Annotated in this window: 17 protein-coding genes; 3 read left to right on the forward strand and 14 right to left on the reverse strand. The window is 34.4% G+C overall.

Going from position 1 to position 15,192, the window contains the following annotated elements; genetic code table 11:
• Positions 1–60: 60 nt before the first annotated feature.
• The 4 genes from LNP27_RS07990 to LNP27_RS08005 form a co-directional block, all read right to left on the reverse strand.
• On the reverse strand, positions 61–639 hold the full coding sequence (locus tag LNP27_RS07990) for a PhnA domain-containing protein (RefSeq protein WP_229941124.1): 579 nt from the start codon (positions 637–639) through the stop codon (positions 61–63).
• A 95-nt stretch (positions 640–734) separates the two neighbouring features.
• A complete protein-coding gene (gene coaD / locus LNP27_RS07995; protein ID WP_121924403.1) occupies positions 735–1,190 on the reverse strand; it encodes a pantetheine-phosphate adenylyltransferase in 456 nt (151 codons plus the stop codon).
• Positions 1,191–1,229: 39 nt separating this feature from the next.
• Positions 1,230–1,922, reverse strand: coding sequence for a DUF421 domain-containing protein (locus LNP27_RS08000; RefSeq protein ID WP_229941125.1), 693 nt, complete (start codon positions 1,920–1,922; stop codon positions 1,230–1,232).
• Between the two features lie 9 nt (positions 1,923–1,931).
• A complete protein-coding gene (locus tag LNP27_RS08005; RefSeq protein ID WP_229941127.1) occupies positions 1,932–2,906 on the reverse strand; it encodes a D-alanine--D-alanine ligase in 975 nt (324 codons plus the stop codon).
• Between the two features lie 203 nt (positions 2,907–3,109).
• On the opposite strand from LNP27_RS08005, the gene LNP27_RS08010 reads away from it, so the two are divergent.
• On the forward strand, positions 3,110–3,712 hold the full coding sequence (locus LNP27_RS08010) for a PASTA domain-containing protein (protein WP_229941128.1): 603 nt from the start codon (positions 3,110–3,112) through the stop codon (positions 3,710–3,712).
• Positions 3,713–3,722: 10 nt separating this feature from the next.
• On the forward strand, positions 3,723–4,763 hold the full coding sequence (locus tag LNP27_RS08015) for an RluA family pseudouridine synthase (protein WP_229941129.1): 1,041 nt from the start codon (positions 3,723–3,725) through the stop codon (positions 4,761–4,763).
• An 11-nt stretch (positions 4,764–4,774) separates the two neighbouring features.
• Here LNP27_RS08015 and cysK read toward each other — a convergent pair whose 3' ends face one another.
• From cysK to truA, 7 genes are all read right to left on the reverse strand, one after another.
• Positions 4,775–5,689: a cysteine synthase A gene (gene cysK, locus LNP27_RS08020; RefSeq protein ID WP_229941130.1), complete on the reverse strand. Its 915-nt coding sequence runs from the start codon at positions 5,687–5,689 to the stop codon at positions 4,775–4,777.
• A 5-nt stretch (positions 5,690–5,694) separates the two neighbouring features.
• Positions 5,695–6,531 carry a serine O-acetyltransferase gene (locus LNP27_RS08025; RefSeq protein WP_229941132.1) on the reverse strand — a complete coding sequence of 279 codons (837 nt, stop codon included), beginning with the start codon at positions 6,529–6,531 and terminating at the stop codon, positions 5,695–5,697.
• A 291-nt stretch (positions 6,532–6,822) separates the two neighbouring features.
• Entirely contained in the window at positions 6,823–8,211 is a 1,389-nt protein-coding gene (lpdA, locus tag LNP27_RS08030) for a dihydrolipoyl dehydrogenase (protein WP_229941133.1), read from the reverse strand.
• Between the two features lie 149 nt (positions 8,212–8,360).
• Positions 8,361–8,573: a hypothetical protein gene (locus tag LNP27_RS08035; RefSeq protein WP_229941134.1), complete on the reverse strand. Its 213-nt coding sequence runs from the start codon at positions 8,571–8,573 to the stop codon at positions 8,361–8,363.
• Entirely contained in the window at positions 8,566–8,778 is a 213-nt protein-coding gene (locus tag LNP27_RS08040; protein WP_229941135.1) for a hypothetical protein, read from the reverse strand. The genes LNP27_RS08035 and LNP27_RS08040 overlap by 8 nt, the downstream gene beginning before the upstream one ends.
• Positions 8,779–8,894: 116 nt before the next feature.
• Positions 8,895–10,649 (reverse strand): ABC transporter ATP-binding protein, encoded by a 1,755-nt coding sequence (locus LNP27_RS08045; protein WP_229941136.1) that lies wholly within the window; start codon positions 10,647–10,649, stop codon positions 8,895–8,897.
• A gap of 68 nt (positions 10,650–10,717) precedes the next feature.
• Complete coding sequence (gene truA, locus LNP27_RS08050) at positions 10,718–11,452, reverse strand: tRNA pseudouridine(38-40) synthase TruA (RefSeq protein ID WP_229941137.1); 735 nt, start codon at positions 11,450–11,452, stop codon at positions 10,718–10,720.
• Between the two features lie 266 nt (positions 11,453–11,718).
• Here truA and LNP27_RS08055 point away from each other — a divergent pair, with 266 nt between their 5' ends.
• Positions 11,719–12,216 carry a metallophosphoesterase family protein gene (locus tag LNP27_RS08055; protein ID WP_229941138.1) on the forward strand — a complete coding sequence of 166 codons (498 nt, stop codon included), beginning with the start codon at positions 11,719–11,721 and terminating at the stop codon, positions 12,214–12,216.
• Here the strand turns inward: LNP27_RS08055 and LNP27_RS08060 are convergent.
• The 3 genes from LNP27_RS08060 to LNP27_RS08070 all read right to left on the reverse strand — a co-directional run bounded on the left by LNP27_RS08060 (position 12,213) and on the right by LNP27_RS08070 (position 15,186).
• Positions 12,213–13,931, reverse strand: coding sequence for a tetratricopeptide repeat-containing sensor histidine kinase (locus tag LNP27_RS08060; RefSeq protein WP_229941139.1), 1,719 nt, complete (start codon positions 13,929–13,931; stop codon positions 12,213–12,215). The genes LNP27_RS08055 and LNP27_RS08060 overlap by 4 nt on opposite strands.
• A gap of 37 nt (positions 13,932–13,968) precedes the next feature.
• Entirely contained in the window at positions 13,969–14,631 is a 663-nt protein-coding gene (locus LNP27_RS08065) for a response regulator (RefSeq protein WP_229941140.1), read from the reverse strand.
• Positions 14,632–14,772: 141 nt separating this feature from the next.
• Entirely contained in the window at positions 14,773–15,186 is a 414-nt protein-coding gene (locus LNP27_RS08070) for a DUF4293 family protein (RefSeq protein ID WP_229941141.1), read from the reverse strand.
• Between the last annotated feature and the right edge of the window lie 6 nt (positions 15,187–15,192).

Consider the following 15,192-nt stretch of genomic DNA (forward strand, 5'->3'; position numbering starts at 1 on the left):
TTTTTGCTATGAGGAATTCGCTAAAAACTGAAAAATTTTTTTAACTTCTTATACTGAAAACTATGTTTTCTTAACGTATTGTGTAATAATTACAATCGTTTGTCCGTCAACTTTTCCTTCTATATATTCAGCATTTTCATGGTCTAAACGGATGTTGCGTACTGCTGTTCCTTGTTTAGCCACCATGCTTGATCCTTTTACTTTTAAATCTTTGATCAAAACAACTGAGTCTCCAGTTTCTAGGATTACACCATTACTGTCGCGGTGTATTATTTTATTTTCGTCATCTTCTCCTTCGCCAGTTGCTTGTGCCCAAGCTAGAGTGTCTTCATCTAGGTACATTTGGTCTAGTAATTCTTGTGGCCATCCATGAGAACGCAAACGGCTTAGCATTCTCCAAGCAACAACTTGCACGGGAATTTGCTCGCTCCACATGCTGTCGTTTAGACATCTCCAATGATTTAAATCTAAGTTTTCAGGATTTTCTATTTGATCGATACACGTAGTACAAGCGAAAATACTTTCGTCGATTCCACCTTTTTTGGTAGGAAGTACTTCGTATACTTTTAGGTTTTCAGTTGCGCCACAAAGTTCACATTTAGACCCACTGCGTTTGCTTATTTCTCTTTCTATACTCATTATTTGATGTCTTTTATTTTAGGCGAAATTACTGTTTAAAGATTGTCTTCGCAAATTATAGTAGCATTGATTAGCTTTCGAATAGGATTTCAAAACTATTTTACTCTGACTGCATCTGGAACCAGTAATTCATATTGTCCGCCGTTTCTCAGAACGTCTCTAACAATGCTGGAGCTGATGTAAGAAGTTTTTGCTGCGGTTAATAAAAATACTGTTTCTATTTTTGCTAATCTTCTGTTAGTATGCGCGATGGCTTTCTCAAATTCAAAGTCGGCGGGATTTCGCAAGCCACGAAGAATAAAATTAGCTTTGATTTTATGACATAAATCAATTGTCAATCCTTCGTAAGTAATGACAGAAACTTTAGGCTCATCTTTAAAAGTCTCCTCGATAAATCGCTTTCTTTCTTCGAGTGAAAACATATATTTTTTTTCAGCATTGACACCAATAGCAATTACAATTTCGTCAAAAAGTGAAATTGCTCGCTTTATTATATCTTCATGACCTAAGGTAATTGGGTCAAAAGATCCTGGGAATATTGCTTTTCTCATCTTATATTTTATTCTAGTGGCAAACTGATTTAGGTTAAATTATGATTTTCGAATAGTATGTAATGATTCGACCCATTCCGATTTATTGCAGACCTCACATGTTGCAATTCCTGTACGTTGATGTTTTGTGTTACCGCAAAAAGTGCAAGAATACATACCTTCATTAGGAATAGTAGTATTTTTTTGATTGAATAAAAACGGTAGAATAGGTAAACCTGATTTTACATTTTCATCTTCATAATAAAAAACACTTATATCTCCGCTGGTTTCCATAAATGCATTTTTTACTTGTCCTAAGTGTTCAACTGATCTCAATCTAAGTTCAGAGAAAAATTCATCTTGTGCTAAACTTTCTTTTTTGAAAGTTGCAATCGAAAATTTTCCTTCATGAATTAAACATTCTGTTTTTCCTTCAATAAACTCTTCAAATTTTTTGCTTTTTCCGGTTAACCACGTTACCAAACGGTATAAAAGTATAATTACAGTAAATACGGTAATGGCTGGAATTATACCCACATCTTCATAAAACATAGGATCTCCTGCTGCTGATCCTAAAGCAATTATTATCACTGTTTCAAAGACAGACAATTGTTTTACACCGCGTTTCCCAGCTACTTTTAAAGTTAGTAATAAAACGATAAACATTACTGTAGAACGAAAAATGACTTCTATAAGAAATGATTCTGGTAAACCATTGTATAATAATCTATTCCATTCAAATATTTCTTTCATGAGGAGAATTTAGTTGTTTAAAGCCAATTCAATAGCATTCGTGAACAAATCCTCTAGGGATATTCCTGCTGCTTTTGCTTGTTGCGGAATCAAACTTTCAGTGGTTAATCCCGGAATTGTATTCATTTCAAGCATGAAGGGTTCTCCATTTACTATTATAAATTCGCTACGGGAAAAACCTTTCATTTTTAAGACTTCGTAAGCGCGCTTTGCTATTTCGCCAACTTTTTTAGTCATTTCATCAGAGATTCTAGCAGGTGTGATTTCTTGTGATTTACCAAGATACTTAGCTTCATAATCAAAAAAATCATTTTCAGAAACGATTTCAGTAATAGGCAGAACCGTTACGTTTCCTTTATAATTGATTACTCCAACAGAAACTTCGGTTCCGTCTAGAAAACTTTCTATTATAATTTCGTTATCTTCTTTGTATGCAACTTCAATGGCAATAGGTAACTCGGCAGCGGTTTTTACTTTTGAAATTCCGAAACTCGATCCTGCTTTATTTGGCTTTACAAAACAAGGCAAACCCACTTTAGCTACAATTTCGTCAGTATTGATTTTGTCTCCTTTGTTTAAATAATAGGAAGTCGCTGTTTTGATTCCGTATGGTTTTAAAACGGATAATAAATCCCGTTTGTTAAACGTTAAAGCTGATTGATAATAGTCACAAGACGTTTGTGGCATGTTCAAAAGTTCGAAATAGGCTTGCATTAATCCATCTTCGCCCGGGGTTCCATGAATAGCATTAAATACACAATCGAAACTGATTTTTTTTCCAGCTACTGCTACTGAAAAGTCATTTTTGTCAATAGGGAATTCGACGTCGTTAGCATCCACATAAACCCATTTTTCTTTGAAAATATGGATTCTGAATCCGTTGTATTTTGTTTTATCTAAATATTGATATACGACGTTTCCGCTAATAAGTGAGATTTTGTATTCGCTGGAATATCCGCCCATAATGATGGCAATGTTCTTCATTTTTGAGAAATATAAGTTGTGAAAATGATTCGTTTTTAGCCCCGATAGCAGTGGAAATCCCACGCTTTTGGGCGTGGATTGCAACGAATAGCGGGAAATAGCTCCTAAAACCCATCAGGATTAATCTTTAAAAGCATTAAACAAAATTATCATTTTTTTTGGAACGAAATAGCTTTATCTTTGCGACATCTAAAAATTAATTTATGAGTTTAGGAAAGTATCTTACTAGCCGCGTTTTTTTAATGCAAATTCTAGCTGCATTTGCTATTGTAGCGACCTTGGGTTACCTATTTATGCATTGGTTGACTTTTACAACTGATCACGGTCATGAAATTGCAGTCCCTGATTTGCGTAAGCTGACCGAGGAGCAAGTGCAAAACAAACTGGATGAACTGGATTTAGATTATATACTATTAGATAGTGTTGATTTTAGAAGCGATTTCCCACAGTTTAGTGTGGTAGAGCAAGATCCAACGCCTGGTACAAAGGTAAAAGTAGGTCGAAAAATATATATTAAATTGAATACTTCTGGGTTTTCGTCAGTGCGAATTCCAGATTTAATTGAAAAAACCTATCGTGAAGCGGTCCCAACATTGAAAGCACTAGGACTTGATGAAGGAACGGTTACTTATGTTCCAAATTTAGGTAAGGATATGGTGCTGGAAATGCGCTTTAAAGGACGAAACTTGAAAGTAGGAGATAAGGTCTTGAAATCATCTAAGATTGACCTGGTTTTAGGCGATGGAAAAATGAGCTACCAAGAACAAGAAAATGCTGTAGATACGCTAGCTGCGCCAATAGAATAAACAATAATTAATGAATAATACTGTAGATTCAATAGATTTAGAAGACGAGTTATATGAACATTTTAGGTTTGAAGTTCCTAAAGGCCAAGCGGCTTTGCGAATTGATAAATATTTGATGGGATTAATCCAAAATGCTACTCGAAATAAAATACAAACTGCCGCAACCGAAGGGAATATTTTTGTGAATGATGCGACAGTAAAATCAAATTATAAGGTGAAAGCCAATGATGTAGTTCGCGTGATGCTGACACATCCTCCTTATGAGAACCATATTATCCCAGAGAATATTCCGCTGGATATTGTTTATGAAGACGAAACGTTATTGCTGATAAACAAATTGCCTGGAATGGTAGTACATCCTGGTCATGGGAATTACACGGGAACTTTGGTTCATGCTTTGGCCTATCATTTTGATAACTTGCCAATGAACAGCAGTGAGCGTCCTGGATTAGTACACAGAATTGATAAAGACACTTCAGGTTTGCTAGTTATTGCTAAAACCGAAGCAGCAATGACACATTTAGCTAAACAATTTGAAGCAAAAACTTCTGAAAGGGAATATGTAGCTCTTGTTTGGGGAAATGTAATAGAAGATCAAGGTACTATTGAAGGAAACTTAGCGCGTCACTTGAAAGATCGCATGCAGATGGCGGTTTTTGCTGATCCAGAAATAGGAAAGCCAGCTATTACTCATTATAAAGTTTTAGAGCGTTTTGGTTATGTCACTTTGATTTCGTGCCAACTAGAAACCGGTAGAACACACCAGATTCGTGCGCATTTAAAACACATAGGGCATCCACTTTTTAATGATGAACGTTATGGCGGTCATTTGATTTTGAAAGGAACTACGTTTACAAAATACAAGCAATTTATAGACAACTGTTTCAAAGCGTTACCAAGACAAGCTTTGCATGCTAAAACCTTAGGCTTTATCCATCCTACAACGGGTGAAATGATGCGTTTTGATACGGAACTGCCGCAAGATTTAGAAGATTGCATTGAGAAATGGAGAAATTATTCAAAATCTCATGGAACGGACGAAGTCGAATAAATAAAAAATGCTTAGACAAAAAGCCCTTCAACACTTAAATAATGCTCACCAGTATCATAACAAAAGGTAAGTATTTTTGAATTTTCAGGGATTTGAGATAGTTTTTTAGCTACTGCAGCTAATGATGCTCCTGATGATATTCCTACGAACATTCCTTCTTCTTTTGCGGCTCTTTGTGCATAAGTGAATGCTTCATCTTTGCTCACTTGAATACTTCCATCTAATAAATCTGTATTTAGATTAGTAGGTATAAATCCGGCACCAATTCCTTGAATAGGATGTGGAGCGGGTTTTCCGCCACTAATAACTGCAGAAGCTTCCGGTTCTACAGCGAATACTTTTAGGTTGGGAAAATGTTGTTTTAATATTTCGGCACAACCGGTAATATGGCCGCCAGTTCCTACGCCTGTGATTAGATAATCTAGTCCATCAGGAAATGCTTTGATGATTTCTTGAGCAGTGGTTTTTTTATGAATTTCGATATTAGAAGGATTTTCAAATTGAAGTGGTGACCAAGCGTTTGGTATTTTGTTTACTAATTCCTGCGCTTCTTCAATGGCACCTTTCATTCCTTTTTCCCGAGGCGTCAATACAAATTCAGCGCCATACAAACTCATCAATCGGCGTCTTTCTATGGTCATCGATTCTGGCATCACTAGAATTAACTTATAGCCTTTTACGGCAGCGACCATAGCGAGTCCAATTCCTGTATTTCCAGAGGTCGCTTCAATGATAGTCCCGCCTTCTTTTAATAGTCCTTTTTTTTCGGCATCTTCAATCATCGCTAAAGCTATTCTGTCTTTGATGCTGGCTCCAGGATTAGCACGTTCTAGTTTGATCCAAACGTTGTGGTTGTTACCAAATAATCTGTTTATTTTTACATGTGGCGTGTTGCCTATTGTTTCAAGTATGTTGTTGTATTGCATAATAGTTATATCGAGAAAAAATTAATATCTTTTATTTCTTGTTGGTTCAAAACAGTGTTTTTATTGGATTGCATCACAAAGGAATACGGATTTACGCTTTTAGTTATAAACGTATTTCCACCAATGATACTGTGGTTTCCTATGATAGTGCTTCCGCCAAGGATTGTAGCATTGGCATAAATAATCACATGGTCTTCTACAGTAGGATGTCGTTTTTTTTCCTGCATGCTTTTTTCAACTTGCAAAGCTCCCAGAGTAACTCCTTGATAAATACTCACGTGTTTGCCAATGGTTGTTGTTTCCCCAATTACAATTCCAGTACCATGATCTATTATAAATGGAACGCCGATAGTAGCTGAAGGGTGAATATCAATTCCAGTTTTGCTATGCGCATATTCCGTCAATATGCGAGGCAAAAGGCAATCTGTCAAGGAAGTAATTGCATTCGCAATTCTATAGATTTCAATGGCAAAAAAACCAGGATAAGAGTTGATAATTTCCTGAATACAATCAGCAGCAGGATCGGTATCTAAAATTGCTTGTGCATCTTGTTGCATCGAGGAGTATAAATCTGCAAGTATAGCATAAAAGGATTTTGCTATAGCTCGACTTTTTTCTGTTGTTTTATCTTTATTGATTTCGGTAAGAATCGCTACGAAGCGTGCTTTATTTTGCTCTAAAAGCATTTCAATTTGGATGGTTTCCAGTACTTTTTCAGGAAATATTATCTTGAATAAATCATCAATCCAATTTGTAATTTTTGAAGAATCGATAGCTCTAACCCAATTTTTGTTTTGGTTTTCGTTCAGAATTTGCGAAAAATGATTGGTTTCAGTATTCATCTATTGTATAATAATTTCAAAATTAATGGAGTAAAATAACTCAGAATACAAAGATAGTTTAGAATCGGAATTTTTTTATTGCGTTTTGTAAAAAAAATGTTAAGATTTTAATTTGTGAAAAAGTTTAAAAATCTAGGATTACGTTTTTAAACTATGTGAGAAATAGAAAAACATGTGAGTTTGATGTTTAAAAAAAGAGCAAAAAAATTCCGATTGGTGTAAACCAATCGGAATTTAGAATTTTAGGGAGAGATTGCTTTGTTTTGTGCCCGCAACTCCTCGCATTGACAATTATAGGTGAATTACTTCGCCGTAAGCGTCCGCAACTGCTTCCATTACCGCTTCACTCATGGTAGGGTGTGGGTGAATTGCTTTTAGAATTTCATGACCTGTAGTTTCTAGTTTACGAGCTACAACTGCCTCTGCAATCATATCAGTAACACCAGCACCAATCATGTGGCAACCTAACCATTCGCCGTATTTTGCGTCAAAAATTACTTTTACAAAACCATCTGGAGTTCCAGCTGCTTTTGCTTTTCCTGAAGCAGAAAACGGGAATTTACCAATTTTCAATTCGTATCCTTTTTCTTTAGCTTGTTTCTCCGTTAAACCAACTGAAGCAATCTCAGGAGTAGCATACGTACAACCCGGAACGTTTCCGTAATCGATAGGCTCTACGTGAAGTCCTGCAATTTTCTCTACACAGTTGATTCCTTCAGCAGAAGCAACGTGCGCTAATGCTTGTCCAGGTGTAATATCGCCAATAGCGTAATATCCTGGAATATTAGTTTGGTTGTAAGCGTTTACTAAGATTTTATCTCTATCTGTAGCAATTCCTACTTCTTCTAATCCTATGTTTTCAATATTAGTTTTGATTCCAACAGCTGAAAGTAAAATATCGGCTTCTATAACTTCCTCTCCTTTTGCTGTTTTTACAAATGCTTTTACGCCTGCACCAGTAGTATCAATTCTTTCAACAGAAGAGTTAGTCATGATTTTGATGCCTGCTTTTTTCAAAGAACGCTCCATTTGTTTAGAGATATCCTCGTCTTCAACAGGAACGATATTTGGCATAAATTCTACAATAGTAACATCAGTTCCCATGGAGTTGTAGAAGTGTGCAAATTCAACTCCAATAGCTCCAGAACCAACGATAATCATCGATTTAGGTTGTGTAGGTAAAGTCATTGCTTGACGGTACCCAATTACTTTTACACCATCTTGCGGTAAGCTTGGCAATTCACGAGAACGAGCTCCAGTAGCGATGACAATATGATCAGCGCTGTACTCTGTAACTTTATTGTCTTTATCCGTAACATCAACTTTTTTGCCTGGTTTTAGTTTTCCAAAACCATCAATTACGTCGATTTTATTTTTTTTCATCAAGAATTGAACTCCTTTGCTCATTCCTTCAGCTACAGTACGACTGCGTTGTACAACTGCAGGGAAGTCTTTGTCAAAAGATGAAACAGTCAATCCGTAATCAGAAGCGTGTTTTAGATAGTCAAAAACTTGTGCTGATTTTAATAATGCTTTTGTTGGGATACAACCCCAGTTTAGGCAAACTCCACCTAAGTTTTCTTTTTCAATTACGGCTACTTTGAAGCCTAATTGTGATGCTCTAATGGCTGTAACATAACCACCCGGGCCACTTCCTAAAACTATAATATCGTATTTCATTTTTTAAAGTATTTATTATTTATACTATTGTCATTTGGATTTTACTACAAAGACAAGTCGTTTTATATTAGATTTTTTACGTTGCGAATTTAAGAATTTATTTTTAGAATTAAACTCAGTATTTTAGGACATTGAAAGTTTATTTGATTTTAGGATAAAGAAGTAATTATTGCGTCAACTTCTATTTTTTCTTCCGCATACTTTTTTTGTAATGATGAATTTTCTTCCATTCGATTGTAATATTCAATGGCTTTGTGAGCGAAAGTTTTTTTATGAAAATTAGAAATTTCAGGAATTGATTGAAAAATTTTTCTAAACAAAATCTCGTAATACGCTTGCCACTCGCTTTCGTTTTTATCCAATACAAATGGTTTGCGCGTTTTTTTGATGAACAATTACCATTTTGTGGACTAGCAAACTAAGTATTAACGGTAAAGGAAACTGAAAAGCATTCTTTGGAATTCTGATTATTTGTTGCTTTCCAAAATCACCCTCGGTTGTGAATAAAACAATAGTTTCATCTGCTTTTTCTATATATTCGAAACCTTGAAGAAAATCATCCTGCATTTGGTAATTCGGAACTAACCAACTGGCAGCTTCTTTGGTAAGGCCTTCGCTGTGAAAAGAATCTACTTTTAACTTTATTTCGTTAAACTCAATTCTTTTTTGGAATTAAATCCTAATTAATTTGCCACTGAAAACTGAGAGTCATACAAGTTTTTGTAATACCCACTTTCACGGTTTATTAATTCTTGATGTGTTCCTTGTTCTACAATCAAACCTTTGTCCATTACCACGATTTTATCAGCATTGACAATCGTTGCTAAACGGTGTGCAATAACAATTGATGTCCTACCTTTAGTAATTGTTTCAGTTGCACGTTGAATTAACTCTTCGGAATAGGTGTCAATAGATGAAGTAGCTTCGTCCAGAATCAATATGCTTGGATTACTCACATACGCTCTCAAGAAAGCAATCAATTGTCGCTGTCCTGACGAAAGCATAACACCACGTTCTTTAACATCAAAATCATAATTATCCGGAAGATTCATGATAAATTCGTGAACGCCAATTTTTTTGGCGGCAGCCAAAACTTGATCACGTGAAATTGCTGGATTATTTAAAGTGATATTATTGAAAATAGTATCGGCAAAAAGGAAAATATCTTGCAAAACTACTGCGATTTGTAAACGTAGGGAACCAAGAGTATAATTCTCGATATTGTTATTGTCTATATAAATCGAACCGCTATTAATTTCGTAAAAACGATTTAATAAATTAATAATTGTTGATTTTCCAGCTCCTGTCGAGCCTACAATGGCAATAGTTTGTCCTGCACTTACTTCTAAATCGATTCCTTTGATCACCTCTTCACCTGGAATATATCCAAAATGAACTTTATTAAACTGAATGTCTCCTTTAAAAACCGGAGCTTCAATAACTCCTGTATCTTGTATTTGATCTTCAGTGTCTAAAATATCAAAAACACGATTAGCCGCAATCATTCCAAGTTGCATTTCATTGAATTTATCTGCAATTTGACGCAAGGGATTAAACAACATAGCAATAAACATTGTGTAAGAAAATAAATCTCCAAAAGTGGTAAAAGTATCTCCGTTTAATATTTTCATACCTCCATAAAGGACGATAAAACCTAAGGTTAGTGATGAAATAATATCAGCAATAGGGAAGAAGATGGAGTTGTAAAGTATTGTTTTTATCCAAGCTTTTTTATGTTTGTCGTTGATTTGCTTGAATTTCTCATATTCAATTTTCTCACGGTTAAAAAGTTGTACGATTTTCATTCCCGTTACACGTTCTTGCACAAAAGAGTTCATGTTGGCAATTTGTGTACGAACTTCTTCAAAGGCAACTTGCATTTTTCTTTGAAATATTCGAGTAAAGAAAACCAGAATAGGCATGGCTACAATCACAATCCATGTGAGTTTCCAGTTCATATAGAACATGAAAATTAGTACGACTACCATTTTCATCAAGTCACTAATAATCATGAACAAACCTTGACTGAAAATTCTAGCTATAGATTCAATATCTGATACGGAACGCGTTACTAATTGTCCTACAGGAACGTGATCAAAATATTTCATTCGGAAACTTAAAATATGTTGAAACAGTTTAGTTCGAATGTCTTTCACGATATCCTGACCCAGCCAGTTCGCCCAATAAACAAAGTAAAATTGCGAGAATACTTCTAGTAAAAGTACAATTCCCATAAGAGAAACGTAAAGCAATAAGCCATGTTGGTCTTGGGTTGCAATGTAACCATCTACGGTTTGTTTCAATAAATACGGGCGTAATGCCGCAAATATGGACAACGAAATGGCGAAAACAATTACGCCATTAAACCTAAATTGATAAGGTTTGGTATATCTTAATATTCGTTTGAATAATCTAGTATCAAATGCTTTTGCTTTCATTTAGTGTCATTGCGAGCTACAAAGCAATATCAAGTAGTATTGCTAAACTGCTCCTTTTATTAATTATTTTACAAATAATCGTATTCTATTTTGGTTAAATATAAACCATGCGCTGGAACTGAAAAACCAGCTTTATCTCTATTCTTACTTTTTATAATTGCATCAAAATCAGCTAATGTAATTTTATGCAAACCAATATTTATTAAAGTTCCCACAATGGCGCGAACCATGTTTCGTAAGAAGCGATTGGCCGAAATAGTGAAAATCAACTTTTCATTTTCTTGCGTCCAATGCGCTGCGAAAATTGTGCAATCAAAAGTATTTACATCCGTGTTAACTTTAGAGAAACATTGAAAATCAATATGATTAAATAATAGATGCGCTGCTTCATTCATCAGATTTATGTCTAATGTTTGATGAAAATACCAACATTGTTCTTGCAAAAACGGATCTTTAAATGTGTTAATGTGATATTCATAGGTTCTTTTTGTAGCGTCAAAACGAGTGTGCGCTTCATCAGCAACTGGAATGATATCATAAACTGCAATATCTTTTGGTAAAAAGGAATTGAGTTTGTGTACCACATTTGGAATCTCAAAAGATTTTTCAAAATCAAAATGCGCGTACATTTCTTTGGCATGAACTCCAGTATCTGTGCGTCCGGCTCCCATAAGATTGATTTCGGTGTTTAATATTGTAGAAACAGCTTTGTTCATTGTTTCTTGTACTGACGATGCATTAGGTTGGTATTGCCAACCATGATAATTCGTTCCGTTGTACGCTAATTTTATAAAATACCTCAAGTCGATTTTTTTGAAGCTACAAAGATACTTATTAATTTTTTGGCTAGGAAGTGGCTAATAGCCAAAGTTTGTTAAGTTTTGATTCGATTTTTTATTTGAAAACGGAATGTCTAATTTTACCGAAATTCCTTGCCCAAATTGCAGTGGAAAACCCAGGCTGGCTTGGCGAGCGACGAAGCAATGGGCGTGGATTGAAACGGAAAGCTGGAAATAGATCCAGATTGCCTCTTTCCGAGCAATGACGCTACTAAAATGACACTTTTACAATGAAAAAAATTCTTCTGCTTTCTGATACACACAGTCATCTTGACGACACGATTTTAAAATATGTGAAACAAGCTGATGAGGTTTGGCATGCGGGCGATATTGGAGATCTGGTTGTAACGGATACTATTAAAAAGCTGAAACCTTTGAGATGTGTGTTTGGGAATATTGATGATGCTCAGGCGAGACTCGAATTTCCTTTACACAATAGATTTATGTGCGAAGGAGTAGATGTTTGGATTACGCACATTGGTGGTTATCCCGGAAAATACAATCCTAATATTAAGGCTGAAATAGAATCTAATCCTCCTAAATTATTTATTTGCGGACATTCTCATATTCTGAAGGTGATATTTGATAAAAAGAATAATCTTTTGCATATGAATCCTGGAGCAGCTGGAAAAAGTGGTTTTCATCAAGTGCGAACTCTGTTACGCTTTGTTATAGATGGTGATAAAATCAAAGATTTAGAGATTATTGAAATCGAAAAACGAGTTTAGCTATTTTGTTCTTGATATACAATTGGTACGCTAATTTTGATAGCTGTTCCCAAATTTATTTTAGAATCTATTTCAATAGTTCCATCTAAGTTGTTCAGTCGTGCTTTGATTTGGTTAATACCAAAACCTTCAAGAGCATGAAATTTGTTGGAATCAAATCCTTTTCCGTTGTCAATAATATAAATTATAAGGGAATTGTTACTTTCCTTAAGTGTTAATTTTGCTTCTTGCGCATCACTATGTTTTATGATATTGTTTGAAAGTTCCATGATTATAAAATAAATTTTCATTTCGAAATCCTCATCATAGCGCGTATATTGATCGACCGAGCAAGAGTATTTAAAGTCAAGAATTGAATTTGAATTTTTTTCGCATAAATCATTTAAAGCATGGAATAGACCAAATTGCGCTAAAAGAGAAGGCATCAATGCATGTGATAAATCACGAACCTGATCATGAGCTTGTTCTAAAATAGCTTTCGTTTTAATGATTTCCTGAGAAGGAGACTGATTTTGTAGTATATGAGCGTGAAGATGCATTCCTGCGGATGATAGGAGAGCACTAATGTTATCGTGTAAGAATGAGGCGATCTTTTTTCGTTCTAATTGTTGACCATTTATAGTGGCGTTAATGGTGTTTTCTTGAACTTTACTTCTTAGGTCTGTGAGTTTGTTTTTTTGCTTTAGCCGCGCGTTTTGGGAGTAGAAGTAAAAGGCTAAAAATAATAATAGTAGTATTGCCAGTAATACGATAACAATTTTTTTATTTCTAGATTTTGCTTTTAATAAATCGTTTTCTTTCGTTTTGAATTCGTTTCCGATCTTGTCAATTTCTCTTTTATATTCGTCAATTTGCAAATTAATTCCTGCAACGTTGGCTTTATTTAGTTTCTCTTCATTGTTTAATTCGTCAGTAATAGTATTATAAATTTCGAGATTTTTATAGGCATTTTTATAATCACCATTTTTAAGCAAAAACTTAGAATATTCATGATGAGAATGTGATAAATCAGATTTTTCATCTCCTTCTTTTCCTAATTTTATAGCATTTTCAAAATAAAAGCGAGCTTTGTTCACATCATTTTTATAGCTATAGTACATTCCGTTTACCATATTTAAAGCGACAATGGTCGTCTCATTACCATGCTCACTGTGGTATTTGTTGATGTACTCTAAATAGGGACGACCTTCTTCAAAACGACCTCTATCAAAATAAGCCCAAGCCAAGTTCACTTTTGTGAAAAGTATTTGTGATGAATCTTTTGCTTTAATGCTATATTCTAAAGATTTTTTATAATGGTAAATCCCTTTTTCATATTCCTTTTTATCAAAATAGTAAATATTGCCTAAATTGTTATTAAGCCAGTTTTTGAGAACATCATTAGTCGTTTTATCAGCATAAGCTAAACCTTTCTTATAATACAAAAAAGCCTGGTCAGACTCTGATAAATGGTCGAAATTTGCGCCAATAGTATTATACGAAGTTGCTATCAGATTGTTATCTTTTATTTTAATAGCTAGACTTAAACCAGTTCTAGATTTAATTAATGATTTTTCGAAATTACCGGTTTTCATCAATTCCTTCGCTTCTGTTATAATGGCCACAGCGTCATTTTTTGAAGATGGGTTTTTTTGTGCCAAAACGGTAAACGAAAAAATATTTGATACTAAAATCAATGCAGTAAGAAATTTTTTCAGCATCATATATTTTATCATCTAGAATTACATTTTGATTTGAAAGTGGTTTATCAAATCAGGGTTTTATCAATTTGTTTTTAATGGCATATTTTACAAGACTTATGGAATTTTTAGCATCCAGTTTTTTCATTATATTTTTCCGATGTGTCTCTACAGTATTTGTACTAATAAATAAGTGGTCACTGATTTCTTTTCCGCTAAATTCTAAAGAGATTAAAATAATGATTTCTAATTCTCTTTCGGTTAAAATGAAATTAATGGGAAGTTCAGGTTTGTTCATTTTTGGATTTCCCTTGGTAACTGTAGTAAATATTTTTTCCCGAACATGTTTACAAAAATACTCTTCTCCACTATTAATGCTTTGAATGGCTTCAATGATATTCTCACCCGCACATTTTTTTGTCAAATAGCCGCTGCTGCCTAATTTCATCACTTCTTTTATTATCCTTAAATCATCGTGACTTGACAAGACAATAATCTTACAAGGAAAACCTTTCTTAGAAAACTCTTTAATGACTTGAATTCCATCTTTTCCGGGCATGTTGATGTCAAGAATCAATATATCAGCTTTGCTGTTTAGTACTTCCTCATACAAATCAGTACCAGTTATTGAAAAGCCTACGACTTCAAATGAAGCGTTAGTGTGAAGTAAGGTTTTAATGCCATCAATAAGGATTTGATGGTCGTCAGCAAGATATATTCGGGTAGTTTTTAACATAGGTAGGTTCTAATTTTCAAATTTAAAAAAAAAAAAGAGTCTGACGCTACTATTTGCAGTAAATAGTAAATTTTGGACACAAAAAAACCCGAATTGTTACATTCGGGTTTCCTTCGCACTAATAAACTAAAGTTTATAGGTTTACCTCAATCTGTCCACAGATTTTACAAGATCTTCATCCTTTTTGATGGCCTTATTAGCTAATACTAATAACACGATAGCAACTACAGGTAGAAACATCCCAATACCTTTCTCAGAAACAGCGGGTGTCTCTCCAGATAAATTTAGTGAACGATATACAAACAATCCTAATAAAATCAAATTTAATATTATGTTCAATCTGCCCATAACAAATTGATTTTGTCTTTTTTTGTAAGAAACAATACTTAATAAGGTCAACGTTGTACTCAATCCTAGCAAAATAGTGTAAACTTGACTTTGCATAAAAAAATACTCCTTACTATCACTCATGGTCCATAAAGGAATAAAAAATAGTAAAACGCCCGTTACTACGAACGTAAGAAATAAATAAATGGTTTGAATTCTCTGTATCATTTGGTA

Origin of the sequence: Flavobacterium galactosidilyticum, from assembly GCF_020911945.1 — a bacterium.
Taxonomy (GTDB): domain Bacteria; phylum Bacteroidota; class Bacteroidia; order Flavobacteriales; family Flavobacteriaceae; genus Flavobacterium; species Flavobacterium galactosidilyticum.

Bases quoted from the DNA above. Each gene is read 5' to 3' on its own strand.
- lpdA (WP_229941133.1), bottom strand. From the start codon at position 8,211: ATGAAATACGATATTATAGTTTTAGGAAGTGGCCCGGGTGGTTATGTT.
- LNP27_RS08045 (WP_229941136.1), bottom strand. From the start codon at position 10,649: ATGAAAGCAAAAGCATTTGATACTAGATTATTCAAACGAATATTAAGA.
- LNP27_RS08065 (WP_229941140.1), bottom strand. From the start codon at position 14,631: ATGTTAAAAACTACCCGAATATATCTTGCTGACGACCATCAAATCCTT.
- LNP27_RS08025 (WP_229941132.1), bottom strand. From the start codon at position 6,531: ATGAATACTGAAACCAATCATTTTTCGCAAATTCTGAACGAAAACCAA.
- LNP27_RS08005 (WP_229941127.1), bottom strand. From the start codon at position 2,906: ATGAAGAACATTGCCATCATTATGGGCGGATATTCCAGCGAATACAAA.
- coaD (WP_121924403.1), bottom strand. From the start codon at position 1,190: ATGAGAAAAGCAATATTCCCAGGATCTTTTGACCCAATTACCTTAGGT.
- LNP27_RS08040 (WP_229941135.1), bottom strand. From the start codon at position 8,778: ATGCAGGATGATTTTCTTCAAGGTTTCGAATATATAGAAAAAGCAGAT.
- LNP27_RS07990 (WP_229941124.1), bottom strand. From the start codon at position 639: ATGAGTATAGAAAGAGAAATAAGCAAACGCAGTGGGTCTAAATGTGAA.
- LNP27_RS08055 (WP_229941138.1), top strand. From the start codon at position 11,719: ATGAAAAAAATTCTTCTGCTTTCTGATACACACAGTCATCTTGACGAC.
- cysK (WP_229941130.1), bottom strand. From the start codon at position 5,689: ATGCAATACAACAACATACTTGAAACAATAGGCAACACGCCACATGTA.
- LNP27_RS08010 (WP_229941128.1), top strand. From the start codon at position 3,110: ATGAGTTTAGGAAAGTATCTTACTAGCCGCGTTTTTTTAATGCAAATT.
- LNP27_RS08060 (WP_229941139.1), bottom strand. From the start codon at position 13,931: ATGATAAAATATATGATGCTGAAAAAATTTCTTACTGCATTGATTTTA.
- LNP27_RS08000 (WP_229941125.1), bottom strand. From the start codon at position 1,922: ATGAAAGAAATATTTGAATGGAATAGATTATTATACAATGGTTTACCA.
- LNP27_RS08015 (WP_229941129.1), top strand. From the start codon at position 3,723: ATGAATAATACTGTAGATTCAATAGATTTAGAAGACGAGTTATATGAA.
- LNP27_RS08070 (WP_229941141.1), bottom strand. From the start codon at position 15,186: ATGATACAGAGAATTCAAACCATTTATTTATTTCTTACGTTCGTAGTA.